Origin of the sequence: Bradyrhizobium sp. 199, assembly GCF_023073355.1 — a bacterium.
Lineage (GTDB): Bacteria > Pseudomonadota > Alphaproteobacteria > Rhizobiales > Xanthobacteraceae > Bradyrhizobium.
The window spans coordinates 203,326-228,941 of the sequence record NZ_JADPJI010000011.1 but is presented as its reverse complement, the minus strand read 5'-3'; the positions used below and the strand labels follow the sequence as shown (position 1 = coordinate 228,941).

At 65.3% G+C, this 25,616-nt stretch carries 21 protein-coding genes; 10 read left to right on the top strand and 11 right to left on the bottom strand.

All coding sequences use genetic code 11. The features are described from left to right. Nucleotides 1-41: 41 nt before the first annotated feature. Together IVB28_RS28670 and IVB28_RS28665 are read left to right on the top strand one after the other, a co-directional pair. Nucleotides 42-1,154 (top strand): ring-opening amidohydrolase, encoded by a 1,113-nt coding sequence (locus tag IVB28_RS28670; RefSeq protein ID WP_247530800.1) that lies wholly within the window; start codon nucleotides 42-44, stop codon nucleotides 1,152-1,154. A 125-nt stretch (nucleotides 1,155-1,279) separates the two neighbouring features. Next, complete coding sequence (locus IVB28_RS28665) at nucleotides 1,280-2,749, top strand: amidase (RefSeq protein WP_247530799.1); 1,470 nt, start codon at nucleotides 1,280-1,282, stop codon at nucleotides 2,747-2,749. 39 nt (nucleotides 2,750-2,788) lie between these two features. On the opposite strand, the gene IVB28_RS28660 is transcribed toward IVB28_RS28665, so the two are convergent. Next, on the bottom strand, nucleotides 2,789-3,109 hold the full coding sequence (locus IVB28_RS28660) for a hypothetical protein (RefSeq protein ID WP_247530797.1): 321 nt from the start codon (nucleotides 3,107-3,109) through the stop codon (nucleotides 2,789-2,791). 151 nt (nucleotides 3,110-3,260) lie between these two features. Between IVB28_RS28660 and IVB28_RS28655 the strand changes: the two genes are divergently transcribed. Beyond that, complete coding sequence (locus IVB28_RS28655; RefSeq protein WP_247530794.1) at nucleotides 3,261-4,169, top strand: PaaI family thioesterase; 909 nt, start codon at nucleotides 3,261-3,263, stop codon at nucleotides 4,167-4,169. Nucleotides 4,170-4,236: 67 nt separating this feature from the next. Continuing rightward, nucleotides 4,237-4,629: a hypothetical protein gene (locus tag IVB28_RS28650; RefSeq protein WP_247530793.1), complete on the top strand. Its 393-nt coding sequence runs from the start codon at nucleotides 4,237-4,239 to the stop codon at nucleotides 4,627-4,629. A gap of 79 nt (nucleotides 4,630-4,708) precedes the next feature. Here the strand turns inward: IVB28_RS28650 and poxB are convergent, their stop codons facing one another. The 3 genes from poxB to IVB28_RS28635 form a co-directional block, all read right to left on the bottom strand. Then, a complete protein-coding gene (gene poxB, locus IVB28_RS28645) occupies nucleotides 4,709-6,445 on the bottom strand; it encodes a ubiquinone-dependent pyruvate dehydrogenase (RefSeq protein ID WP_247530792.1) in 1,737 nt (578 codons plus the stop codon). A 79-nt stretch (nucleotides 6,446-6,524) separates the two neighbouring features. After that, the gene (locus IVB28_RS28640; RefSeq protein WP_247530791.1) at nucleotides 6,525-7,157 is read right to left on the bottom strand and encodes a 2-dehydro-3-deoxy-6-phosphogalactonate aldolase; all 633 of its coding nucleotides are present in this window, start codon (nucleotides 7,155-7,157) and stop codon (nucleotides 6,525-6,527) included. A gap of 13 nt (nucleotides 7,158-7,170) precedes the next feature. Further along, nucleotides 7,171-8,085 (bottom strand): 2-dehydro-3-deoxygalactonokinase, encoded by a 915-nt coding sequence (locus tag IVB28_RS28635; protein WP_247530789.1) that lies wholly within the window; start codon nucleotides 8,083-8,085, stop codon nucleotides 7,171-7,173. Nucleotides 8,086-8,303: 218 nt separating this feature from the next. On the opposite strand from IVB28_RS28635, the gene IVB28_RS28630 reads away from it, so the two are divergent. After that, on the top strand, nucleotides 8,304-9,401 hold the full coding sequence (locus tag IVB28_RS28630) for an LLM class flavin-dependent oxidoreductase (RefSeq protein WP_247530787.1): 1,098 nt from the start codon (nucleotides 8,304-8,306) through the stop codon (nucleotides 9,399-9,401). 57 nt (nucleotides 9,402-9,458) lie between these two features. Then, entirely contained in the window at nucleotides 9,459-10,013 is a 555-nt protein-coding gene (locus IVB28_RS28625; RefSeq protein ID WP_247530785.1) for a flavin reductase family protein, read from the top strand. A 187-nt stretch (nucleotides 10,014-10,200) separates the two neighbouring features. Here the strand turns inward: IVB28_RS28625 and IVB28_RS28620 are convergent, their stop codons facing one another. The 4 genes from IVB28_RS28620 to IVB28_RS28605 form a co-directional block, all read right to left on the bottom strand. Next, nucleotides 10,201-12,057: a sigma-54-dependent Fis family transcriptional regulator gene (locus IVB28_RS28620; protein ID WP_247530783.1), complete on the bottom strand. Its 1,857-nt coding sequence runs from the start codon at nucleotides 12,055-12,057 to the stop codon at nucleotides 10,201-10,203. A 221-nt stretch (nucleotides 12,058-12,278) separates the two neighbouring features. Beyond that, complete coding sequence (locus IVB28_RS28615; RefSeq protein WP_247530781.1) at nucleotides 12,279-15,584, bottom strand: carboxyl transferase domain-containing protein; 3,306 nt, start codon at nucleotides 15,582-15,584, stop codon at nucleotides 12,279-12,281. Nucleotides 15,585-15,596: 12 nt separating this feature from the next. After that, nucleotides 15,597-17,318 (bottom strand): AMP-binding protein, encoded by a 1,722-nt coding sequence (locus IVB28_RS28610; RefSeq protein ID WP_247530779.1) that lies wholly within the window; start codon nucleotides 17,316-17,318, stop codon nucleotides 15,597-15,599. A 162-nt stretch (nucleotides 17,319-17,480) separates the two neighbouring features. Further along, complete coding sequence (locus IVB28_RS28605; RefSeq protein ID WP_247530777.1) at nucleotides 17,481-19,163, bottom strand: cache domain-containing protein; 1,683 nt, start codon at nucleotides 19,161-19,163, stop codon at nucleotides 17,481-17,483. 283 nt (nucleotides 19,164-19,446) lie between these two features. On the opposite strand from IVB28_RS28605, the gene IVB28_RS28600 reads away from it, so the two are divergent. After that, complete coding sequence (locus IVB28_RS28600) at nucleotides 19,447-19,947, top strand: hypothetical protein (RefSeq protein ID WP_247530775.1); 501 nt, start codon at nucleotides 19,447-19,449, stop codon at nucleotides 19,945-19,947. Between the two features lie 11 nt (nucleotides 19,948-19,958). After that, nucleotides 19,959-20,423: a hypothetical protein gene (locus tag IVB28_RS28595; RefSeq protein ID WP_247530773.1), complete on the top strand. Its 465-nt coding sequence runs from the start codon at nucleotides 19,959-19,961 to the stop codon at nucleotides 20,421-20,423. 3 nt (nucleotides 20,424-20,426) lie between these two features. Here IVB28_RS28595 and IVB28_RS28590 read toward each other — a convergent pair whose 3' ends face one another. Further along, nucleotides 20,427-21,026, bottom strand: coding sequence for a TetR/AcrR family transcriptional regulator (locus IVB28_RS28590; protein ID WP_247530771.1), 600 nt, complete (start codon nucleotides 21,024-21,026; stop codon nucleotides 20,427-20,429). Nucleotides 21,027-21,176: 150 nt separating this feature from the next. On the opposite strand from IVB28_RS28590, the gene IVB28_RS28585 reads away from it, so the two are divergent. Continuing rightward, nucleotides 21,177-21,554 carry a tautomerase family protein gene (locus IVB28_RS28585; RefSeq protein WP_247530769.1) on the top strand — a complete coding sequence of 126 codons (378 nt, stop codon included), beginning with the start codon at nucleotides 21,177-21,179 and terminating at the stop codon, nucleotides 21,552-21,554. Nucleotides 21,555-21,588: 34 nt separating this feature from the next. Here the strand turns inward: IVB28_RS28585 and IVB28_RS28580 are convergent, their stop codons facing one another. Further along, complete coding sequence (locus IVB28_RS28580) at nucleotides 21,589-22,518, bottom strand: GTP-binding protein (protein ID WP_247530767.1); 930 nt, start codon at nucleotides 22,516-22,518, stop codon at nucleotides 21,589-21,591. Nucleotides 22,519-22,521: 3 nt separating this feature from the next. Beyond that, nucleotides 22,522-24,051: an amidohydrolase family protein gene (locus IVB28_RS28575; RefSeq protein WP_346730777.1), complete on the bottom strand. Its 1,530-nt coding sequence runs from the start codon at nucleotides 24,049-24,051 to the stop codon at nucleotides 22,522-22,524. Between the two features lie 1,058 nt (nucleotides 24,052-25,109). Here IVB28_RS28575 and IVB28_RS28565 point away from each other — a divergent pair. Further along, a complete protein-coding gene (locus tag IVB28_RS28565; RefSeq protein WP_247530764.1) occupies nucleotides 25,110-25,565 on the top strand; it encodes a hypothetical protein in 456 nt (151 codons plus the stop codon). The last annotated feature ends 51 nt before the right edge of the window (nucleotides 25,566-25,616 follow it).

The window sequence follows — 25,616 nt, the reverse complement described above, 5'->3', positions numbered from 1 at the left end:
GTTTCACGGGCCGGACCATCGAACTCCACACGAGGACTATCATGCGGACGACATCGGTCGGCGTCATCAGGATCGCTACCAAGGGGCCCGGCGACGTCTCTGGCCTTCTGAGCATGATCGCATCCGGCGCGATCGATCCGGCATCCATCCTGGCCATCCTAGGCAAGACCGAAGGCAATGGCGGCGTCAACGATTTTACCCGGGAATATGCCGTGGCCGCGCTGTGCACGGCGCTGGCGCCGCAGCTCGGCGTGTCGCCGCAGGCGGTCGAGCAACGCATCGCTTTCGTGATGTCCGGCGGCACCGAGGGCGTGCTCAGCCCACACATCACCGTGTTCACGCGCCGGGACGTTCTGCAGCGCCCGGCAGGCATCTCCGGCAAGCGCCTGAGCATCGGCATGGCGCACACCCGCGATTTCCTCCCTGAAGAGCTCGGTCGCTCCACCCAGATCACGGAGACGGCCAACGCCGTGAAGGCCGCAATGCAGGATGCCGGTATCGCCGATCCGGCCGACGTCCATTTCGTGCAGATCAAGTGCCCGCTGCTCACCAGTGATCGCGTCGAGTCGGCGAACGCGCGCGGCAACACGACGGTAACGACGAGCGCTTACAGCTCGATGGCTTATTCGCGCGGCGCCTCCGCGCTCGGGGTTGCGGTCGCGCTCGGCGAGATCGCACCTGGCATACGCGACGAGGACGTGCTGCGACGCTACGATCTGTTCTCGAAAATTGCATCGACCTCGTCCGGGATCGAACTGATGCACAACGTCGTCATCGTGCTCGGCAATTCGATGTCATCGACGAGCGAATTCGAGATCGGGCATGCGGTGATGAGCGATGCCATCGACGCCGGCGCGGTGCTTGCGGCGCTGGAGAGCGTTGGGCTCGGCGCCCCGCCGCAGGCGACGACCGGCCGCGAGCTCGTCAACATCTTCGCCAAGGCCGAGGCCTCGCCTGATGGCAGCGTGCGCGGCTTTCGCCACACCATGCTGGAAGACACCGATATCAGCTCGACGCGCCACGCCCGCGCTGCCGTTGGCGGGTTGATTGCCGGCCTCGCCGGCACCGGAGCGGTCTATGTCTCCGGCGGCGCCGAGCATCAGGGTCCGGCGGGCGGCGGGCCGGTTGCGGTGATCGCGAAGCTCTCGAATTGATGCGTGCGCATGCAATGCGGGATTACCTCTCCATCCGGCGCAACCCTGCCCTTCGCGCCGCCTCGGTTGATTAAACTGTTCCTGTGCGAAACTAAGGTGGCGCCGCACGAAGAGGTTTGGATCGCATGACTTTGCCGATGAGCTGGAATGAATGGGCGCAGCACGACGGTGTCGGACTGGCGGCGCGTGTCCGTAAGGGCGAGCTGACGGCGAAGGAGTTGGCGCGCCAGGCTGCCGCGGGTGTCGCCAAGGTCAATCCGGCGCTGTCGGGCGTGGTCGAGCTGTTCGAGGACGCCATCGCCGATCCAGCCAAGGACGGCGCCAATCTCGCGGGCCCCTTCGCCGGCCTCCCCTTCCTGATGAAGGACCTCGGGCCGACGATGAAGGGCCGGCTGCAGGAAATGGGCTCGCTGTTGATGCGCGGCAATCGCGCCAGCGCCGACACGTTCCTGACCGGCAAACTCCGCCAGGCCGGCCTCAACCTGATCGGGCGCACCACGACGCCGGAATTCGGCGTGTGCAGTTCCGCCGACAATCCCGCCGTCTACGTCACCCGCAATCCCTGGAATACCGACTACACCACCTGTGGCTCGTCCGCGGGCAGCGCTGCGATGGTGGCCGCGGGCGTGGTGCCGATCGCGCATGCGACCGACGGCGGCGGCTCGATCCGCATTCCCGCCGGCGTGAACGGTAATATCGGACTGAAGGTTTCGCGGGGCGTTTTCTCGCTCGCGCCGCACATGTCCGATCTCACCGGCCTCGTCTCGATCCAGGGCTGCCAGTCGCGCTCGGTGCGCGACACCGCCGCCTTCGTCGATCATGCGAGGGGACCTGCGCCCGGCGAGTTCATGCCGTTCTGGACGACGGCGCAGCCCTATTCCGAGATGATCAAACGCGATCCCTCAAAGCTGCGCATCGCGCTATCGCACACCTGGGGCGACTACACCGCGACGCCTGAGATCGCAGCCGAGCTGGAGAAGACCGGCCGTTTCCTCGAAGGCCTCGGCCATCACGTCGACTACGCCCTGCCCGATCTCGATTTTCGCGCCGCCTTCGCCGCGCAGACCACCTGCTACATCTCAAACTTCGCGGTGGTGATCTCCAATATGCTCGCCGCGCGCGGGCTGGAGAAGCCGCCGGAAGACCTGATCGAGCCCATGAACATCCGGGTCTGGGAAGCCGGCCGGCACACCAGTTTCGCCGAGCGGGCGAAGATGCAGGGTGTGTTCAACACCACCTCGCGCGGCTTCGGCGCCTTCTTCGAGCAATGGGACGTGATCCTGACGCCGATCACGGCGCTGCCGACGCCGAAGGTCGGCACGAAGGAGTATCTCACCATCTCCGACAATCCCGATGTGCTCGACTGGTTTGGCAATCTCTGGCGCTTCTTTGCCTTCACGCCGCTCGCCAATCTCTGCGGCATGCCCGCGGTCTCGATGCCGATGGCCAGCCAGAACCACGGCCTGCCGCTCGGCATCCAGGCCATCGCCAAACAGGCCAATGACGGCCTGCTGCTGCAACTCGCCGCCCAGATCGAGCGCGCGCTCGACGGCAAGTGGAACGGGGGCCGGAAGCCGCAGGTGCATGTGGGCTGAAAGCTGCGATTGCGCTGACGGGCGATCGCGCTTCTGGCCTCAATTCTTCACCGCCGGAATCTCCTCCGCCGCGGGCTGCTGCTGCCCCTGCTTGAACATCGCCAGCGCCTTTTCAAGCGCTTCGCGCAGCGCCAGTGCCGCGGCCACGCTGCAGCGCAGATGCGCGGTCTGGACCACGTCGACCCTGACGGCGGCGCCCACCGGCATCAGCAAGTTCGCGGCGAGTTCGATCTGGATCGCGCCATTGTGGTGGCCGAAGCAGGATGCGCCGTCGAAATAGATGATCGGCGCCCGCTCCGAGCTTGAGCTCGAAATGATCACGGGTCCCTGGCTGTTGGCGGGCGTTTCGGGGTCGGCCATGGGCACTCCTTGCAGCTCATCGAACGAACGAGGCGCCCACCATCGTTGCTTCGGCCCGCTCTGTCGAGGCCAAACCGTCCCCGGGCATACCCGCCCTGGGACGCATTTTCGGGATTTTGCGCCGCGCCCGACACTGGTCTAGAACCTCGTTATGTCCAGCTCACCGACCACACTTCCGTTCGAGGAACTCGCCGACGCGATCAAGGGCCGCCGCTCCGACTACGGCCATATCAGCGGGCTCCAGCTCGACCGTTTTGCTCCGGCTGAGGCCTGGTCGAGCCTGCCCTACCGGCCCGTCTTCGTCGGCGACACCGAGACCGGCGTGCTGCATGGCGGCGTCGTCACCGCGATGCTGGACGAGAGCTGCGGCATGGCGGTGCAGCTTGCGCTCGACGGCACAAGCGCGATCGCAACCCTGGACCTGCGCATCGACTACCAGAAGCCGGCGACGCCAGGCCTCGACATCAAGGCGCATTCGGTCTGCTACCGCACCACACGCTCGATCGCTTTCGTGCGCTCCACCGCCTATCAGGAATCCGAGGACGATCCGGTGGCGACCGCGACCGCCTGCTTCATGATCGGCGCCAACCGCACCAACATGCTCGCCGAGCGCAGGATGGATGCGCTGAGCGTCCCGACGCTGGAGGCGCCGGAGGATCCGGACGGCCCGTTCGCGCGCAGCCCCTTTGCGCGCTGCCTCGGCATCCGCGCCAACGAGGACGGCACGCTGACGATGCCGTTTTCGCCTGTGATCATCGGCAACCCGATCCTGCCTGCGATCCATGGCGGCATGACAGGGGCCTTGCTCGAGACCACCGCGATCGTCGGCGTGGCGCGCGAGCTCGGCACCGCCGCGCCGCCGAAGCCGATCGGCCTCACCGTCAATTATTTGCGTTCCGGCCGCGCCCTCGACAGCTTTGCCGACGTCTCGATCGTGAAGCAGGGACGGCGCATCGTCGCCTTCGAGGCGCGCGCCTGGCAGGATGATGCGAACAAGCCGATCGCCACTGCCTTCGGCCATTTCATGCTGCGCCCGACGCCGGGAAGTGACGAGGAATAAGCGCCTTTTGGCTTGACGGCCGCAGTTCCGGCCACAACGATAGCGCGTCCCTGCGAGAGGTATTGGATTGCGGCATCCACTCGACATCGTCGCCATGTTCGCCGCGCTCTGGCTGCTGGCCTCGATGATGCTCGACGCGTTGACGCCGAAGGAGCTGACGGCGATCATGATCGGCGTTGCGATCGGCCCCGCGATCGTCATCACCGCCGTGTTCTACTATTTGCGCTGCCCGCGAACTGACTTTGCGGTGATGTTCGCAGCACTGTGGCTGATCTCGGACATCGCCATCGCCTTCGTCTCACCGGCGCAGCTGCCGCATTTCCTGATCGTCCTCGGCTTCCTGCCGGCCCTGCTCGTTGGGATCGTGCTGCACTGGCGGACCTTCACCTCTCCCCAGCGGGGAGATGTCAGACTGCGCAGCAATCCGGGTGAGGGGCCGCAGCACTCAGCAACACCGTGACCCCTCACCCGGATCGCATCTTTCGATGCGATCCGGCCTCTCCCTTCGGGAGAGGTGAACCGAGCCGTCACAGCCGAAATCAACGCGGCAGCAGGTTGGTCTTCGCGAGGTCAAGCACCTCGTCGCCGCGGCCGTTCATCACTGCGCGCAGTACCCAGAGGCTGAAGCCCTTGATCTGCTCGGTGGTGATGGTCGGCGGCATCGACAGTTCCTGCTTGGCCGTGACGACGTCGAGCAGCGCCGGCCCGTTATGGGCCAGCATCTCCTTCACCGCACCGGGAAGCTCGCCGGGGTCCTCGACGCGTTTGGCAAAGATGCCCATCGCGCGTGCCATTGCAGCGAAATCAGGATTGTCCAGGTCGACATTGGTGTCGACGAAGCCGGCGGCCTTCATCTCCAGCGCGACGAAGCCGAGCACGCCGTTGTTGAAGACGACCACCTTCACCGGCAGCTTCATCTGCGTCAGCGTGATCAGATCGCCCATCAGCATGGTGAAGCCGCCGTCGCCGGAGAGCGAAATCACTTGTCGACCGGGCTGGGCGGCCCGAGCGCCGATCGCTTGCGGCATCGCGTTGGCCATCGAGCCGTGGATGAAAGAGCCGATCAGCCGCCGGCGGCCATTCATGTCCAGATACCGCGCGGCCCACACCGTCGGCGTGCCGACATCGGCGGTGAACACGGCATCGGCGGCCGCGTGATCGCTGATGACTTTTGCCAGATATTGCGGATGGATCGGCTTGCTTCCCGGCGTGCCTTTGGCGAGCGAATCGAGCCCTTCGCGCGCCTTCTTGTAATGGGCGACCGCATCGTCGAGATGCTTGCGCTGCGTCTTTGCTTTGAGCAACGGCAGCAGCGCCTCGATGGTGAGCTTGACGTCGCCGACGAGGCCGAGATCGATCTTGCACCGTCGCCCGAGATTTTCCGGGCGGATGTCGATCTGCGCGATCTGGCAATCGGCCGGGAAAAACTGTTTGTAGGGAAAGTCGGTGCCGAGCATCACCAGCGCGTCGCACGCGTGCATGGCCGCGTAGCCCGAGGAAAAACCGATAAAGCCGGTCATGCCGACGTCGTAAGGGTTGTCGTATTCGACATGCTCCTTGCCGCCGAGCGCATGCACGATCGGGCTCTTTAGCGCCTCCGCAAGCTGCATCAACGGCGCGTGCGCACCGGCGCAGCCGCGGCCGCAGAACAGCGTGATGCGCTCGGCGCCGTTGAGGAGATCGGCGAGCGCCTTTAGCTCATCCGCCTGCGGCACCACCTCCGGCGCCGGCACGCTGAGGCCGCGCGCCGTCGACAGCGCGCGCTTCGGCGGGCTGCGGAACGCGACGTCGCCGGGCATGGCGACGACGGCGACGCCGCGCAGGCCCACGGCTGCGCGGATGGCGTTCTCCAGCACGAAGGGAAGCTGGCTCGGGTCGGAGACCAGCTCGCAATAATGGCTGCATTCGCGGAACAGGTTTTGCGGATGGGTTTCCTGGAAGTAGCCGCCGCCGATCTCGGCTGTCGGGATCTGCGCGGCGATCGCCAGCACGGGAACGCGGCTGCGATGCGCGTCGAACAGGCCGTTGATCAGATGCAGATTGCCGGGGCCGCAGGACCCCGCACACACCGCAAGGCTGCCGGTCATCTCCGCTTCGCCGGCGGCGGCGAACGCGGCGACCTCCTCGTGGCGGACATGGATCCATTCGATCGTGCCGCGGCGGCGCAGCGCCTCGTTCAGGGCGTTCAGGCTGTCGCCGACAATGCCGTAGATGCGCTTGACGCCGGCCTGTTCGAGCGTTGCCACGAACAGATCGGCCACGTTGTTGATCGCCATGTCGTCTCCTGATCTCGCTGGTCACGCAGGATAGGATAACGCGCGACCGTGACGGCATCACGGCTTGTTTATTGCCGGCTCAGGCTTTCGCAATCGCCCGATCGTAAGCATCGATCGTCAACTTTGCGCGAGCGGCCACCTCCGTTGCCGTCATGCCAGGCTTGTAGAGGCTGGAGCCGAGCCCGAAGGCGGTCACGCCGCCCTTGATGTATTCCGCGAAATTCTGGTCGGAGACCCCGCCGACGGCAGCGATCATCACGCCCGATGGCAGCACCGCCTTGATCGCGGCAATGCCGGAGGCACCGAGCACGCTCGCCGGGAAGAACTTCAATCCCGATGCGCCGGAGCGCGCGGCAAGCAGCGCCTCGGTCGGCGAAAACACGCCGGGCAGCGTGACCATGGCGTACTGATGGGCACGCACCAGCACTTGCGTGTCGACATTCGGCGAGACCATCAGTCTGCCGCCGACGTCGTTGAGGCGATCGACATCCGCGGTGGTCAGCACCGTGCCGGCGCCGATCAGCACGCCTGACGGCGCCTGCTTCACGGCCGTTGCGATCGAGCGGAATGGATCGGGCGAGTTCAGGGGGATCTCGATCGCGGTGATGCCGGCTTCGATCAGCACGCCGAGGATGGTCTCAGTCTCGTCGGGCTTGACGCCGCGCAGGATCGCGACCAGCGGCCGCTTCATCGGCGGAAAGGGAACGGTCATCTCAAGAATCCTTTCACTTGGTCCAGATTGCGGCAGCCGCTATCGACAGGCCGCGGCGAACGGCTTCCTCCGCATCGTTTGGGGTCACCGCGACCGACAGCGCCTCGAACGCCAGCCGATACAGCATCGCAAGCCGCCCCGAGGCGATCAGTTCGATACCAGCCTGCGGCACGGTGCCGGAGAGCCCGGCCGCAAGCTCCACGCCGATCAACGTGCCCGACAGCGTCTCGCGCGCCGCGGCGGGCGTGCCGCCGAACAGCAACTGGCGTGACCGCGCACCGAACAACAGATTGGCGGCAAAGGCCGGCGCCGCGTAGGCGGCTTTGACCGCCGCCTTGAAGCTCGCGACATCCTCGGCCTCCTCGGCGCCCGCGACCGCGAGAGACAGGATGCTCTCGCGCGAAATGACGCTGAAGAGCTCGCCGGTCATAAAGGTGGAGAAACGTTCGACAATGCCCCCTTTGACGCGCACCCATTTCGAATGCGTGCCGGGCATGCAGACCAGCGCTTCGCCGACAGCATCGAGGCCGAGCGCGCCGAGCAGCTGGGTTTCCTCGCCCCGCATCACGTCCGGCGCTTTTGTATCGCGCTGCGCGATACCCGGCAGAATGCGAATCTCGCGCGCTTCGCCGGGCACGCGTGCGGCCTGCTTCAGGATCGACGACAATGGCGCCGGCGTGTCGACATAGCCGGCTTCGACCCAGCCGGTCTTGGCGCCGGCCATGCCGCAGACGAGAACCGGCAGATGGATCGGCGCTTCGACGGCCGCAAGATGCGCTTGCAGCACGGCGGGAAAACCCGTCTGCGCGGCGGCCAGCATGCCCTCGTCGCTGCGACGTTCGGCTAACACCTTGCCGGTGCGGTCGATCAGCCAGAGCCGGAAGCTGCTGGTGCCCCAGTCCACCGCGACATAGGCAGGTTCAGTCATCGCAATCCGTATCCTCGTCTCACCGGCAAGACACCGTCTCGCGACAATGAGACAAGCCCTCGCAAATCTGCCCCGGGATATCGGCTATCGCGGCCGCAAACCAGCCTTTTCTCGCAGGTCTGAGGTGCCGCTGGCGCTGGCACACTGCTTGCTAAAGCGTCTCCGCTCACGCCCGTGAACCGCGCAACAAGACGCGTCAACATCAGATGAGGAACTCCATGGAGATCGGCTATTTCACGATGCCTTCGCACCCGCCGGAGTGCGGCCTGAAAGAAGGGAACGATTGGGACCTGCAGGTCATGCGCTGGCTCGACGAGCTCGGCTATCAGGAAGCCTGGGTCGGCGAGCACCACACCGCGCCCTGGGAACCCAATCCCACGCCGGACCTGCTGATCGCGCAGGCGCTGATGCAGACCAAGAATATCCGCATCGGACCGGGCGGCTTCCTCTTGCCCTATCACCACCCGGCCGAGCTCGCCAACCGCGTCGCCATGCTCGACCATCTCTCCGAGGGCCGGCTCAATTTCGGCGTCGCCGCATCGGGGTTGCCGAGCGACTGGGCGATGTTCAACGTCGACGGCATGAGCGGACAGAACCGCGACATGACGCGCGAGGCGCTGGAAATCATTCTGAAAATGTGGAGCGATCCCGCGCCCTGGACCTACAAGGGCAAGTTCTGGACGGTGACCAAGCCGGACACGATGTTCGAGTTCCTCAAGCCCCACATCAAGCCGTTGCAAACGCCGCATCCGCCGATTGGCGTTGCCGGATTATCGAAGAACTCGGACACGCTGAAGCTCGCCGGCGAACGCGGCTTCATCCCGATGAGCCTCAATCTCAATCCGGCCTATGTCGGCAGTCATTGGGATTCGGTTGAGATCGGCGCCGCCAAGACCGGACGCAAGCCGAACCGCGCGGATTGGCGGCTGGTGCGCGAGGTGTTCGTGGCCGACACCGACGAGGAGGCCTGGAAGCTCTCCACCGGCGACATGATGGGCCGGATGATGAGCGAGTACTTCCTGCCGCTGCTCGGCCATTTCGGCTTCAAGGATTATCTGAAGCACGCGCCTGATGTGCCTGATAGCGACGTCACCGTCGAATATTGCGCCAAGCGGAACTGGATCGTCGGCTCGCCCGCGACCGTCGCCGAAAAGATCGAGAAGATCTACGAGGAGGTCGGCGGCTTCGGCGTGCTGCTGGTGTTCGGCTTCGACTACAAGCACAAGGCTGAAGCCTGGCACCATTCGCTGTCGCTGCTGAAGAACGAGGTGATGCCGCGCCTTGCGCATCTCGGCTCCGCAAAGAAGGCGGCTTGACCGCCGGCGGGTGCGGCGCGATCGTGCCGCACCCGCATCCATTTCGGAGATTTCCGCGTGAGCGTGGACGCAACGGATTTCAAGCAGGCGATGCGGCAGTGCGCCGGCGCCGTCGCGCTGGTGACGGTCGGCGCCGAGCACGGCAAGCGCACGGGGCTGACGGTGACCTCGGCCTGCTCACTGTCGGACTCACCGCCGTCGCTAATCGTCTGCGTCAACCGTAACGCCAGCGCACATGCACGCATCCGCGAGGAAGGCGCGTTCGCGGTCAACTTCCTGCACGAGGACCACGCACTGCTCGCGCTCACCTTCAGCGGCCAGAAGGGCGTCAACGGCGACGAGCGTTTTGCGTTCGGTCAGTGGACGCGCGGGGCGACCGGCGCGCCCGTGCTGACGGACGCGGTCGCCGCGTTCGACTGCGTGCTGGCGCAGGAATTCGAGACGACGACGCATTCGATCTTCATCGGCGAGGTACGCGGCACATCGCATTCCGACGGAGCCGCGCCGCTCGTGTATCTGCGCAGCAGTTTCCACGCACCTCGCGAAATCCGCGACACCGTCACAGTCGGCGACCGCGATTCGCGGCATCTGAGCTGGAGCGATTTTTCGTAGGAAGCGGCCGCGACTTCGCTGCCCTCTTCCCTTCTCCCCTTGTGGGAGAAGGTGGCGCGAAGCGCCGGATGAGGGGTTCTCTCCGCGAATCCAGAAGACGAGAGTCACGCGCGGAAGCAGACCCCTCACCCGTCTCGCCGCTACGCGGCGAGCCACCCTCTCTCCCACAAGGGGAGAGGGAAACACCCTACTGCGCCGTCTCGATCTTCAACTGCTTGATCTTCCGATACAGCGTGGCACGGCTGAGTTTTAGCGCGCGCGCCGCTTCAGTCACATGACCGCCATGCTTGCGTAGCGCCTCCACGATTGCAGCGCGTTCGGCCGCTGCCAGATCCGGCTCCGTTGCCCTTCCACCGAACGGCGGGAGATCGAGGTCGGCGTCGGTGATGACGCCGTCCTCCGCCGTGCAGCCGGCGAGCCGCAGCACATGCCGGAGCTGTCGCATGTTCCCGGGGAACGGATAGGCCGACAGCAGCGACCAGGCGTCCTCCGAAAGGCGGCAGTTCGGCGCTTCCTCGCGCGCGATCTGGCGGATGATATCGTCGCGGTCGGCGCGCTGGCGCAGGGCCGGCAGCCGCACGGCGAGACCGCGCAGACGGAAATAAAGATCGGCCCGGAAGGCGCCCTCCTCGGCCATGCGGCCGAGATCGCGATGGGTGGCGCTGATCAGGCGAATGTCGACCGGCACGGGTTTCAGCGCGCCGAGCGGCCAGACCTCGCGGTTCTCCAGCACGCGCAACAGCCGCGTCTGCAGCGCGATCGGCATGTCGCCGATTTCGTCGAGGAACAGCGTCCCGCCATCGGCCTGCACGATCAGGCCCTTCGAGCCGTCGCGGCGCGCGCCGGTGAAGGCGCCGGCCTCGTAGCCGAACAGTTCGGCGTCGATCAGGCTCTCGGGCATCGCCGCGCAATTCAGCGCGACATAATTGTTGCGCGCCCGGTTGCTCGCCGCGTGAATGGCGCGCGCGAACACGTCCTTACCGACGCCCGTCTCGCCCTGCAGCAGCACCGGCAGATTGTGATCGCCGACGCCCATCAGCCGTTTCACGCTTCCGATCAGGCCGGGGTCGCCGCCGGCGAGCCGATGCAGCGCATCGAAGCGATCGACGGGCGGATCGCGGCGGTTGGTGAGCGGCCGCGCGCGCTGCGGTGGCGCGATCTGACCCTGCCCCAACGGACTGCCATCGGCGCGGCGCAGCTGGACGATATCGCCCTCGTGCCGCGCCGCGTGATGGTCGAACTTGATGTAGCGCGACAGGTCGATTCCGGAAGCAATCAAGCCGTCGGTGAGGCCCAGCAGTGCGCGCGCGGACCGGCATGCGCCCACGACGCGGCGATCGTCGTCATAGGCGAGCAGGCCGCTGCCGCCTTCACCCGGGACGGTGGCGATCCAGGCGCCACGGAAATGGTCGCGAAAGATCGCGCCCTCGATGCGGCGCGTTGCCTGCATCGTGATCGCGAGCGCGAGCTGGTGCGCGGCGCGGCTGAGGTCATCACGGCATGAGGTGATGTTGACGGCGGCGACGATGCGGCCGGTCTGGTCGAACAGCGGCGTCACCGCGCAGGAGAAGATGCCCCACTGCTCGCGAAAATGCTCGTCGCGATGAACCAGGATCGGTTTTTGTTCCGCAAGACAGGTGCCGAGCCCGTTGGTGCCTTCATGGGCCTCCGAAAAATTCGAGCCGGTATAGACCTTCCAGCGCAGGAATATCTCGGTGTCGGCCTCGCCCGGCAGGCGGCTGAACAGCATGGTCGCGTTGGCATCAGCGAGATTGACGCAATAGCCGGCATCCCGCAGCACACGGGCGAGATCCTCGAGCTCGGACGTGGCGAGCCGTATCGTCTCCTCCATGGGCTGGGCGACATGCCGGACCTCGGCTTCGGTCAGCGTCTGTGGCGGACCCAGCCGGGCGGGATCGAGCTTGTGGTTGATCAGGGACCGCCGCCAGGAATTGGCAATGCGCGAAGAGGCATCGACGTCGGCCACATGATTGGCGACGGACAAGACCCGGGCGACATGGTTCGAGGCCGACAGGCTGGCCATCGCGGACGTCTCCACCCTGTATTTTTGCGCAAAGTCTGGCACCACAGGCGGGGAAGTCAATCCGGAACCGGGAACGGGGAAGGCGCACCTCTCTCGATCGTCTTCCCGGGGCGGCTCGAAGAGCCGAACCTGGGATCTCGAGATTCTCAGGTGCGCAACTGCGCACCGTAGTTCGCTGGGCGCGCCCCGGAATGACGGCTTCATCTATTGCTGCACCGCCCTCACCACGTATCGATACACGGCCGCTTCTTTCCCGTCCTGGCAGGCGGCTTCGGCACGGACCGCAGGCCCGCCATGATCCAGCGCCGCGTTTCGGCGGGGTCGATGACGTTGTCGATCTCGAACACCGAGGCGATCGAGACCGCCTTGCCGTTGGCATAGAGCTCGGCGACCTTGTTGCGGTAGTAGGTCTCGCGCTCTTCGGGATCGGCGATCGCCTCCATCTCCTTGCGGAAGCCGAGGCGGACATAGCCCTCCAGGCCCATGCCGCCAAACTCGCCGGTCGGCCAGGCCGCGGTGAAGAAAGAGGCGTGGAAGCCGCCGCCGATCATCGACTGCGCGCCGAGCCCATAGCCCTTGCGCAGCACGATGCCAAACAGCGGCACGGTGAGGCTGGCACCGGTCACGAACATGCGCGAGACGTGGCGCACGATCGCGGTCTTTTCGGCTTCGGGGCCGACCATGAAGCCGGGCGTGTCGCAGAGCGAGACGATGGGAAGGTCGTAGGCATCGCAGAGCTGGAGGAAGCGCGCGGCCTTGTCGCCGGCATCGGCATCGATGGCGCCGCCGAGATGGCGCGGGTTGTTGGCGATCAGGCCGAACGGCTTGCCCTCGATGCGGATCAACGCCGTGATCATGCCGAGGCCGTAGTCGCGGCGCAGCTCCAGCACGCTATCCGTGTCGGCGACGAGATCGATCACGCTGCGGATGTCGTAGACGCGCAGCCGGTTCTCGGGGATGGCGCGGCGGAGCAGGCGCTGGTCGGCGGCCTGCCACTCCGTCACCGCACCCTGGAAATAGGACAGGTACTTCTGCGCGACGCGCGTTGCCTCCTCCTCGTCTTCGACGAGGATGTCGATGACGCCGTTCGGCGACTGAAACGTAACAGGCCCAACCTCGGCCGGATGATAGACGCCGAGGCCCCCGCCCTCGATCATGGCGGGGCCGCCCATGCCGATCGAGGCGTTCTTGGTCGCAATGATGACGTCGCAGCAGCCGAGCATCGCGGCGTTGCCGGCGAAGCAATAGCCGGAAACCACGCCCACGACCGGGACGAGGCCGGAGAGCCTTGCGAATTGCACGAAGGACGGGCCGTCGAGCCCGGTCATGCCGAGCCGGTCGGTGTCGCCGGGCCGGCCGCCGCCGCCTTCGGCATAGAACACCAGCGGCACACGCCAGTCTTCCGCAAGCGTCAGCATGCGGTCGATCTTCTTGTGGTTCATGTGGCCCTGCGTGCCCGCGAGCACGGTGTAGTCGTAGGCCACGACGATGCAGCGCGCCCCTTCGGGTCCGAACTCCCCCGCATTCACGGTGGCAACGCCCATCACCAAGCCGTCGGCTGGCGTGTTCTTGATGAGATCGTCGAGCTTGCGGCGACGCCGCTGCGCCGCAATCGCAAGGCTGCCGTACTCCATGAACGAGCCTTCGTCGACGAGCTGGGCGACGTTCTCGCGGGCGGTGCGCTGGTTGGTGTTGCGGCGGCGCTCGACCGAGGACGGCCTGTTCGCATCCAGCGTGTTGGCCTGACGCGCGATCAGCTCGGCGAGATCGGGACGGATGTGATCGAGATCGATATCGGCTTCCGCGGCCGTGCTGTCGGCGGCAACGTCGAGCGGCTCGAGATACATGATGGCTTCGCCATGCATCAGCGTGGCGCCGTCACCGGCGGCGAGCTTCATGACCCGGCCGCCCTGCTCGGCCATCACGAGGTGCTCCATCTTCATGGATTCGATCACGGCAAGCTGCTGCCCGGGACGCACGATCTCGCCTTCCTTTACCTGGATGGTGACGATGGTTCCCTGCAAGGGCGCTGCGACCCTCACCGCGCCTTCCGGCACGATTTGCGCAATTTGGGCCTCCGCGCCGTGGCCACCGCTTCGCTCGGTTGCGGCGAAGTAGAGCGGCTTGGCCGGGCCGTCGGCCGCGTCCACGAGCTTTGCAATATTGCGATCGATGAAGTCGGTCGCGATGCGGTTGGTCCTGAAATCGGGATGCGCGAGCACCGCCTGGAGGAAGGCGATGTTGGTGACGACGCCGTCGATCCGGAACTCACGCAAGGCGCGCGAGGCCTTGGCGACGACGTCATGCCAGGCTTCGCCCGGCGTATGCACGATGACTTTTGCCAGCAGAGAATCAAAGGCCGCGCTGGTCTTGTAGCCCGCGTAACCAAAACTATCGACGCGCACGCCAGGCCCCGATGGCGGTTCGAACAATGCGAGCACGCCGCCAGTCGGATGCGTCGCGCCCGTCTCGTCCAGCGTCTCCATGTTGACGCGCAGTTGCATGGCATGGCCGCGCGGCTTCGGGATGGAGCCTTGCGCCAAGCCGAGCGAGGCCAGCGTTACGCCCGCAGCAACGGCGAGCTGGGCGCGGACGAGGTCGAGCCCGAGCACCTCTTCGGTGACGGTGTGCTCGACCTGAAGCCGCGGATTGGCCTCGATGAAGGCAAAGCTATCCTGGGCGGTGCCGTCGACGAGGAACTCGAAGGTGCCGAGATTGTCATAGGACGCTGCAGTGGCGAGCTGCTTTGCCGCATCGATGATGCGGCCCCGCAAGGCATCGCTCAGCGAGGGACTCGGCGCCACCTCGATCAGTTTCTGGTGCCGGCGCTGGATTGTGCATTCGCGCTCCCAGAGATGGGAGATCGCACCGTGATGGTCGCCGATGATCTGCACCTCGATATGGCGCGCCTGCCGGATCAGCCGCTCGGCATAGACGCCGTCGAAGCCGAACGCGGCCTTGGCCTCGGACTGGCAGCGCGCATAGGCTTCTGCAAGATCGGACGCCCTCTGCACCACGCGCATGCCGCGGCCGCCGCCGCCAGCCATCGCCTTGATCATGATCGCCGCATTGCCATCGAGCGAGCTGAAGAACGCCGAAATTTCCTCCAGCGTGGACGGCCCGCTGGTTCCGGCGATGATGGGGACGCCGCAGCGCTTTGCCAATTGCCGTGCCGCAACCTTGTCGCCGAACAGGTCCAGCGCCGCAGGCTTCGGCCCGACGAAAACGATGCCTGCGTCCGCACACGCCTTGGCGAACGCCGCGTTCTCGCTGAGGAAGCCGTAACCGGGATGCACGGCATCGCAGCCGACGCGCTTCGCCGCCTTCACGACCGCATCGATATCGAGATAGGCCCGGGCGCCGCGGCCGGGGATTTCGACGGCGTCATCGGCAACACGCACGTGCAGCGACAGCGCATCGTCGGCAGGATGAACCGCAACGGTCGCGATGCCGGCATCGGCCGCCGCGCGCGCGATGCGGATGGCGATCTCGCCGCGATTGGCAATCAGGAGCTTCTTGAAGGCCATCAGATCTCTCACTCAGACAGCAGCAGGCAAGTTCGGATCGAGGTCCTGCTTCTTCACTTTGCCCGTGGCCGTCAGAGGCAGGGCTTCAATGATGCGTATCTCCGGGACCTTGTAGACGGCCATGCGCTCGGCACACCAGGCGCGCAGGTCTTCCGCAGAGATGGTGCCGACCGCCTCCGGCTTGAGCTGGATATAGGCGACCGGCACCTGGCCCTTGTCAGGGTCGTCGCGCCCGACCACGCCCGAGCCCAGCACCTTCGGATGCTGTCCCAGCAACGCCTCGATCTCGGGCGGAAACACGCTCATGCCCTTGACCTTCAGCATCTCCTTGCGGCGGCCGAGGAAGTGCAGGAAGCCGTCCTTGTCGATGTTCCCGATGTCACCGGTGCGCAGCCAGCCGTCGACGAGCGACTCGGCGGTCGCCTCCGGCTTATTCCAATAGCTCTTGAGCAGCGACGGCGTGCGCACGCGGATCTCGCCTTCCGCACCGAGCGGCAACAGCGCGCCGGTGTCGAAATCGGTGATCTTGAATTCGGCGCCGGGCACCGGCAGGCCGACGAAGATTGGCTGATTGTTGAGGTCGAAATCGTCGTCCTGGAATCCTGATGTGAAGGTGTTGGAGGTGTGGGTCTCCGTCATGCCCCAGGCGGCCTCCATCAAGATCGTGCCGGTGAGATCCTTCCAGCGCTTGCGGTATTCGGCGTTGAGCTTCTTGACGAAGGAAACGACGCGCACCTGCTTCAAGGACGACAGGTCGAACTCGCTCCAGCGCGGATGGTCCATCATCTCGACGGCGCTGTCGACCGGCATCGCGGTGATCGTGACCTTGTATTTGTCGATCGCCGCCATCGCGCCGACAGCGTCCCAGCGCGCGAGCAGGACCAGCGTGCCGCCGGAGAACAGCGGGAAGATCAGGCCGAAATTCTCGCCCGCGATCCAGAACTCGGGAAAGAACGACAGGAACACGCTGCTCTCGTCCGACGCGACCGAGATGCCGTAGTTGGCGGCAGCCGTGTAGACCATATCGCGATGGGAGTGGACGCAACCCTTGGGCATGCCGGTGGTGCCGCCGGTGTAATTGAGAGCTGCAACGTCATCGAGTCCGGGCGGCGGCAGGGGCGATGATGCGGGCGTTGCGGCAAGTGCGGGCAACAGATCGGTCGCTCCCGGGACTGCGACGCGCGGCGTGCGGATCGAGTCCGGCGCGGGGAACGCGGGCGTTGCCGGCACGACGTCGGCGAAGCTGGTGACGATGATTTCCCGCAGCCGCACCTCACCCTTCACTTGCTCGACGATGGGGACGAGTTGATCGAGAGCCACGATCACCTCGGCCTGGGTGTCGTTGAGCTCGTAAGCCAGCTCGAACGCGCGGGACAGCGGGCTAACGGGAACGTGGATCGCGCCGAGCTTCAAAATGCCGAAGAACACGATGTGGAATTGCGGGCAGTTCGGGAGGAACACGGCGACGCGGTCGCCCTTGCCGACGCCCCTGGCCTGCAACAGCGCCGCAAGACGGTCGCTCTGATGGTCGAGTTCTGCGTAGGTGATGACGTGACCGTAGAAGATCACCGCGGGCCGCTCCGGACTGTGCTTCGCCCAGGCCCGCAGATATTCCGTCAAGGGAACTTCGCCGTGCAGATAGTTCGGCGAGCGCGGCATGCCCTTTGGCCAGGCCTTGTCCCACAGGCGCCGCAAGGTGGCGAGATAGTCCTGTTCGTTGAGACCTGCGCTCATGACGTCTCCCCGCGCTGCTTTTCTTTTCGCGTGGGCACGAACGTGCCGTCACGCGACGTCGTTACACGTCGAGCACAGCAGAGGTCATGTCAAGAGAAACAGCGTCGACGTCGCGGCCGATGCCGCGACGCGGAAATACCAGCCGTCTTGCAGCGCTTTTCGTTACGCCGCCCGCACGCCCGCGACGAAGGTGCTGACCTCGTTTTCGAGGGATTGCAGCTTCTGGGTCAGCCGGCCGCTCGATTGCAGCACGACGCCGGCGGCCTTTCCGGTCTCCGCGGTCGCGTCGGTCACGCCGGAGATATTTTGCGAGACCTGGTCGGTGCCGGAAGCCGCCTCCTGCACGCTGTGGGCGATCGCCTGCGTGGCCGCGCCCTGCTCCTCGACGGCGGCGGCGATCGAGGAGGAGATCTCGTTGACCTCCATGATGGTAGCGCGGATGCTCTCGATGTTGCCGACGACCTGTTTGGTCTCGGCCTGGATCGCGGTGATCTGCGCGCCGATCTCGTCGGTCGCCTTTGCGGTCTGGCTCGCCAGCGACTTCACTTCGCTCGCGACCACCGCAAAGCCCTTGCCAGCTTCGCCGGCGCGCGCCGCCTCGATGGTGGCGTTGAGCGCGAGCAGATTGGTCTGCGAGGCGATCTGGTTGATGAGGTCGATGACCTCGCCGATCTTGTGCGCGGCCGCAGCCAGCCCCTGTACGGTGTCGTTGGTGCGCTGTCCGTCGGCGGCGGCCTTGTCGGCCACGGTCGCGGCCTGCGCGACGCGCTGGCTGATCTCCGATATCGAGGACGACAATTCGCCGGCGGCGGAGGCCACCGTCTGCACGTTGCTCGAGGCCTGCTGGCAGGCGGATGCGACGAAGCTCGCGCGGTCGCTCGCCCTGTTCGCGGTCTCCGACATGCCCTGCGCGGCCTGCTGCATCGCGCGAGCCTCGTTGAAGACGTCGCGGACGACGGCTTGGACGCTCGCCTCGAACTTGCCGGCGAGATCGGCCATGGCCTTTCGCTTCTCCTCGTCGGCGCGCAGCTTCAGCTCCTGCTGCTCGGCATGCATCCGGCCGACCGCCGATGCGTTGTCCTTGAACACGGCCAGCGCCTTGGCAAGCCCGCCGACCTCGTTGTTGCGGTCGGTATAGGGCACCTCGAAGGCGCTGTCGCCGGCGGCAAGGCGCTCGGTTAGCGCGGTGATTTTTGCCAGTGGCCGGGTGACGCTGCGACCGACCACGAAGGACGCGCCGAGGACCAGGAGCAGCACGGCCAGACAGACATAGCCGAACGTCGTCGCGGCCTGGCGGAAGACGGCGTCGACGTCGTCGAGATAGATGCCCGTGCCGATGATCCAGCCCCAGGGCGCAAAGCCCTTCACATAGGAGATCTTCCCGACCGGCTGATCGAAGCCAGGCTTCGGCCAGAGATAGCTGTAGAAGCCCGCGCCCTGCTTTTTCACGACGTCAACGAAGCCGACGAACAGCGCGTTACCGGACGGATCCTTCATCCCGGAGAGATCCTTGCCGTCGAGCTCCGGCTTGATCGGGTGCATGACCATCTTGGGGGTCATGTCGTTGATCCAGAAATACTCGACCTTGTCGTAACGCAGGCTCTTGATTTCAGCCATGGCGGCAGCCTGGGCCTGCTCGCGCGGGAGTTTTCCCTCGCCCTCGAGCTTCTGATAGTGGGCAAGGATGCCGTAGCCGACGTCCACCATGTGCTGCGTCTTGGCCTGACGATCGGCGACCATCTGCGAGCGCAGGGTCGACAGCGCGATCGGCACCAGCGCGATCATGCCGAGGAGGCTGATGCCGACAATCAGAACCAGCTTGAAACTGATGCGGGAGAAAATCATCGGGACTCGCAAAATTGGCGATAGAGATAGGCCAATTTAACCCGTTCCCCTTAGCAAAGCCTTAAGCATTCGGGTTCCCCCAAGCGGCCGCCGAAGGCCCGCGGCCGCGCCCCATTTCCGTGTTCATACGACACAGCTGCGCATCGGAATGTAAACCTCTTCAAATCTAGAACACCTCGATATCGCCCTTCCACGCGTTGACTTGGAGAGGGCTGTGGCAGAACGATCGATGCAGACATCAGCGCCAGCTGTGGCGTGAGCGCAGCCAAGTGCCAGAGGCTTCATGCATTCATCGACATCGCCAGGATCTCTCGAACTCCCCGCACTCGGCGCGGCGGAACGGCTCTTCATCTGGGGCTTCAGGGCCAAGGCGCGCAGCGGCGGCGCCGTTCCCACCGCCGCCGACATCCAGCAGGTGTACGACCATTTTCACGTCGGCGATGCCGTGCTCTCGCTGGAATCCATCATCGAGGTTTTTGCCTGCACGGCCCATACGGCCATCGAGGTGCACTGCCCGACTTGTCCGCGCATCTCGGACAGCGAGCAAGGAATTCTGCACGCCATTGCCGCAGCACAACAGGATCGCATCGACATCGCGCGTGAACGGTTCGAGAGCTGGCTGCCGCCGGTCGGCGCCGATTGGGTGCTCGCGCCCGTGCGGGGCCTCGCGACGATTTTCCGGATGGCAGGTCTCGTCCTGCCCGACCGGCATGTGCGCTCCTTCGACCATGACCGGACCATGGCGACGAAGAGCTGGCTGGTCGGAAGCCCGACGCTGCATTGACGAGATCGTTCATGATCCCAGATCCTGCGGCTATCCCCGACGCCGGCCAAATGCGGCTCTGTCGGCTCCAGGCCGCGCTTGCGGTCCGTCCCTGCGTCGACAGCTATGATGATTTCTGCCGCGTCGCGCTGTCGCTGTTCCGATTCATCGGGGCGGCTTATACGACCGGCGCATCCGACTGCTGGGAAGCCGCTTATCGTTTTGCCGACGAGGCCCCGGGCATTTCCGACAGTCCGCTGCTGGTGGCACGGGCCGCCGCGCTCATCAGGATTATGCGCAGCGGGCGGCCATGCGAGCTGTGCTTCATGCCGCCGTCCTGCCGCCGCCTGTCGAACGACGAGGCGGAATTGATGCGATTGCTGGCAGTCGCGCGCCGCAAGCAGCCGCACGAACTCGAGTCCATCGTCTGCCAGTTCGTCGGCGCCGGCAATGAAGATGCGGCAACGCGGGCCTTCAATGCGCTGGCCTCGTGCTGACATCTAGCCGCCTGTCCTGCCGAGCAGGAGATCGATCGTGTGCGCAGCAATCTTGCGCAGCTGCGGCTCGTCGCCGAAGGCACGTTCGAGCACGGCAAGGCCGCGCGTCACCGTGATGATGTGCAGCGCCGCGGCCGCAGGATTGCCGTTGAACTCGCCCCGCTCCGCGCCTGCGGACAACGTGTCCTGAACCAGTGCGGTAATGCGCGAGATGAGGCCCGCAAACGCCTGGCGCGCGTCTTCATCAAGCCCCTCGCCTTCGGCGGCGCCCAGCTCCATCAAGCCGCGCGTGGTCGGACAGCCGCGCGGCGGCGTGCCCGATCGGAAATTGGTGACGGTCAAATCGAAGAACGCCGTAAGCCGCTTGCGCAAGGAGCCAGCTCCGAGCGCCTTTTGGAGCGCGGCGAGATAATCCCCCGCGTAGCGTTCATAGGCCTGCAGGAACAGCGCCTCCTTGCTGCCGAAGGCGTTGTAGAGGCTGCCGCGCTGGACGCCGGTATCGCGCGCGATGTCCGACATCGAGGCCCCGCGCACGCCGTTGCGCCAGAACTGGTCGAACGCAATGCGCAGGACATCATCATGGTCGAATTCGCGCGGCCTCAAGCTTTGCTCCTCTGGTAGATATTTGACATGCTGTCAAAAACATGCTTTCTGGACATCGTGTCAAAAACCGACCGGAATTGATAGCCGCATTTTACACCGGGCCGAGCAGCGGCGACGCATCGGCCGGACCCGCATGCAAAGGGACGCGCGATGCCTCTCCTCCACATCTCGATGCGGGCCGGTAAGCCCGAAGCCTACCGGCAGGCAATTCTCGACGGCGTCTATCGCGCCATGCGCGAGGCACTGAACGTCCCCGAGGATGACGCGTTCATGGCCATCACCGAGCATGCCGCCGCAAACTTCCGCTGCGGCAATGCCTACGGCGTCACGCGTAGCGAGGACGCCGTGCTGATCCAGATCACCGTGTTCGCCTCGCGCACACCAGAGCAGAAGAAGGCCCTCTACTGGCGAATCGCGGACCTGCTCGGCGAGAACCCGGGCATCCGCCCCGAGGACGTGTTCATCAACGTTCTCGATGCGCCCGCGGAGAATTGGTCCGTCGGCCACGGGCTGACGCAATTCGCCTGAAGCGATGGGCGCAAGACGATCACGATGGCCCACTTCAGTCGCCCTCAACGCACGTCTCCATGATCCCATCGAGCTCCGCCTTCGAGAGCACGCCGAGCTCGACGATGAAGACGATCCGCGCGCGCGGCACGCCGGGCGTCGGCGCATCCCCCGGGGCCAGCGTGGCGCGGCCGGCGGCGAATTGAAACACCATCTGGCGGCCGGGCTGCTCGACCGTCTCGAACAGGCCCTTTGCGCGCGCAAGTTTTGGCGCAAGCCGGCCGATGGCCTGCTGCAGCCGCGCCAGCGAGAGCGGCCGGTCCGAGGTCCAACTCAGCGTCTCGAAGCGTTGCTCCGCCGGGCGCTTCGGCCCCGGCTCGCGCGGCGCGGGCGCGCGATCGAGATCCGCGGGAAACAGCAGCGCGGACGGAATCTCGCCGTGTGGCGCGTCGACCACCACGGCTGGAACGCGTTGTGCGCGAATGGCGGCATGCATCCGCGCACCTGCGCCCTCGTCCGCTAGATCCAGCTTGGTCAGCGCCACGATATCGGCGGCGCGCAACTGCGAACGCTGGAGCGCGTCATCCAGCGCGGAAGGCGGTGCCGCCGCGTCCATTACGCAGAGCACCGTCTCCAGCGGTGCCTCGCGCAGGATCACGGGATCCATCAGATTGCGGACGATGTCGGCGGGGTTGGCGATCCCGCTGGTCTCGATGACGATGTATTCGGGCTTCGGATCGCGCCGCAGCAGGCTCGAGAGCGTGCGCAACAGATCGCCTTCGAGCGAGCAGCAGATGCAGCCATTGGCGAGGCTGACCACGCCGTCGCTGGCGCCCGCGATCAGCTCCGCATCGATGTTGATGGCGCCGAAATCGTTGACGACGGCAGCAATGCGCCGTCCCTCCGCGTGCGCCAGCAGATGGTTCACGACCGTGGTCTTGCCCGCTCCCAGAAAGCCCGTCACCAGGAGAATGGGGACCGGCATCGGTCAGCGCTCGACGACGGGACGGCGCACGGGTTTTCCGGGCCGCGCTGCGACATCGAGAATTCCGTCGGAAATCAGCACCTGGCCGCTGACCACGAGGTGCCGCACGCCTTCGGACGGACGGTTCATCGCGGTGAAGGTGGCGCGGTCCGAGAGCTTCTCATAGTCGAACACGACGATGTCGGCATCGGCGTCTTTGGCGAGCCTGCCCTTGGCGCGCATCGCGGGCGTGCTTTGCGAGAGTATTTCCGCCGGGATCAGCGCGCATTTGCGCACGCCTTCCAGCAGCGACACTGTCTTGCGCTCGCGCACCCATTCGCGGATGAATTTCGCAAAGCAGCCGGCCGAGCGCGGATGTGAGGTGGCATCGTCAGGCAGCGGCCAGGCATCGCCGGTGTATGTCTTGCCGTCCGACGTCGTCCATGGCATCGCGTCGGAGGCGATGGCGCCGCCGGGATAGAGCACCGAGATGTCGAGCAGGTCGCGGTGATGCGCGTTGTTCTCGGTGTCGAGGATGTGCCACAGCACCAGCGAGGACGGCTCTTCGGCCTGCGCCTTCAACAGCTCCTCGCGGTCGTGGAAGCGATATCCGTCGGTGACGCGCTGCACGGAATCGTAAGCAGTGCCGTTGCGCTCGACGAATTCCGGATCGCTGAAGAAGGCGGCGGCGAGCACGGTGGAGCCGGTGCCGTAGGGGTAGGCTTCGAGGGTGATCGGCAGGCCCTGCGCCTGCGCCTTCGCGATCAGCACGCGGCAACGCTCGACGTCGGTCTTGCTCGAGGAGTTGAAATGGCAGATGTGCATGTGCGCGCCGGTGGCGCCGGCATAGCCGATCAGGCGGATATAGGCTTCCACCGCGCTTTCAGGGTCGATGCGCGACATGAAGGCGACATGGGTGAAGGTCGGCACGTCCTTCGCTGCCGCCAGCTGGCAGACCGCAGTCAGCTCCTGCACGCCCGCGCCCGGCGCGTAGGCGTTCAAGATGCCGATGCCGATGCCGCCTTCGTCGAGGCCGCGCGAAAGGCGCTCGAGAATGCCGGCGACTTCCGCATCGCTCGCGACGTTGTCTATCCAGCGGCGATCGCGCATCGCGTTGCCGAACGCCTCCAGCGAGCTCTCCGCATTCGAGCCCGTCATCGCGCCGATGCGCGCGAACGCCCAGTTGGTGGCGGCGCCGTAGTTCAGCACGCGTCCCTTCCTGGCCTGGCGTTCATACCAGGAGGCAACCGGCAGCACGCCGGCCTCGAGATCGAGCGTCGTCGTCACGCCGTCGAAGGCCTGCATGCGGTCGGCCGGAAGCGACTGGCCGTGTGCGTGCAGATCGATGAAGCCGGGCGCGACCACCAGGCCAGTTGCGTCGATCACCCGCTCGGCGCCGCCGAGCGAGGCGCCGACCGCGGCGATCCTGCCATCCACCACCGCCACGTCGCCGATAGCGTCCATTCCGCTCGCGGGATCCACCACCCGGCCGCCAGAGATCACCAAGCCGCTCATACGAAAATTCCTCCGCGCTGAATTCGTATTGAGGCAGATTCCGGGAGCAACGACCACCTCCACCGATGCCGACGCATCATGCTCGCAAGGGAGGTCAATTCGCAGGCGAAATCGCGAACACACGCCCGCATTCTCGCGGCATGATTTGCCCGAGTTTTGCTTTTCTCCTCACCCTCTCGGAAAGAAAGGGCGCAGGGAAGGCCGGGCGCCGGCTGCCACCCGCATTGACCCCCGTGCTGAACAGATGCACACGCAATGCACAGGGGAGACACAGGGCAGCCGAAACCAGGCCTTCCCTGCGCGATGGTTTTACGGCCTATGCCGTGCTCTCCCGGGAGCCGAACTTTCCTCTGGCCTCCCTCGCCCCGCGAATTGGATGATGCAGGCTGCCCGGTTGGGCTCGCTCGCATCTCCGCGAAAGGCTTGACCGTAGCAACGACGGCCAGGACCACACGGCTTCGCCGTACGCAGCAGCGCCGTTCGTCTTTGCGGGTCACGCATGCTCACGAGGTGATCTCGCCCTGCACGCGCAAGCTCCGCCTTTAACGCCGCCCGCGTCCACCCCAACTCCCAACCCGCGCTCGAAACGACGTACGACCGCCCCTTGGTGGGCAGGGATGAGCGACACATACGACAAATCCGAATTTCGGTAAACTGGAATATTTTTGATATGTGGGATTGACACGGGGGTTTTGCCCGGCGGGCGGGAGATCGTAGATTGACACAGGGGCCAGCCAGTCGCGGAACAACCAATAGAGCGTCGCAGATGACACGGAAACTTCCGCCGATTCATGCCGACGAAATCCTCCGCGAGAAATTCCCGTTCCGCTCAAGCTGACGCCCGGGGCGTGCGCGGCTGCTCTGAACCTGCCGCGCACGCCGATCGAGCGCATTGCGCGCGAAGAAAACCCGACACGGCCGACACTGCGCTGCGGCCGGGAAAATTCTTCACGACAGGCGCGGCGTTCTGGATGAATATTCAAAGCCGTTTCGACCTCGAAACGGCGGAATACGTGCTCGCACCCACAGATCGAGAAGATCGCGTCTTACGAGGCGGCTTGAGCGTGCTACAGTAGCGATGATATGGCGCGACCCCGATGCCCGTGCAGTTTCAAGACATCAGCACAGCGTTCGAGTTCGCCAATACGAATGGCGACGTGGGGGAGTTTCGCGCCTTCGTCTGCAAACAGACCGGAAAGATTTACTATCAGACCGATTTTATAGACGCGGAAGAGCTCAACGACGAACTGCCCGAGGACATCGACGACGAGGAGAGATATATCCCGCTTCCGGACAAGCGCAAACTCGACCTCGGCAAGCCTCTGGTGCTCGCTTTTGCCCGCGAGTTCCTGCCAGACGATTTCGACGACGTCCGCTATTTCTTCGGCAAGCGCGGCGCGTACCAGAAATTCAAGTCCCTGCTCGCCCGACGAGGCGCGATCGATCGCTGGCATGCCTACGAAAATGAGGGCGACGAAGCGGGCCTTGCGCGAGTGGTGCGCGCTCCATTCGATCGAAATCACCGACTGATCAGGCGTGTTCGTGCGCAATGACTTGAACCAACGACGACACGGCTCCGCCGTCTTCTCGCCCCCATTGTCATT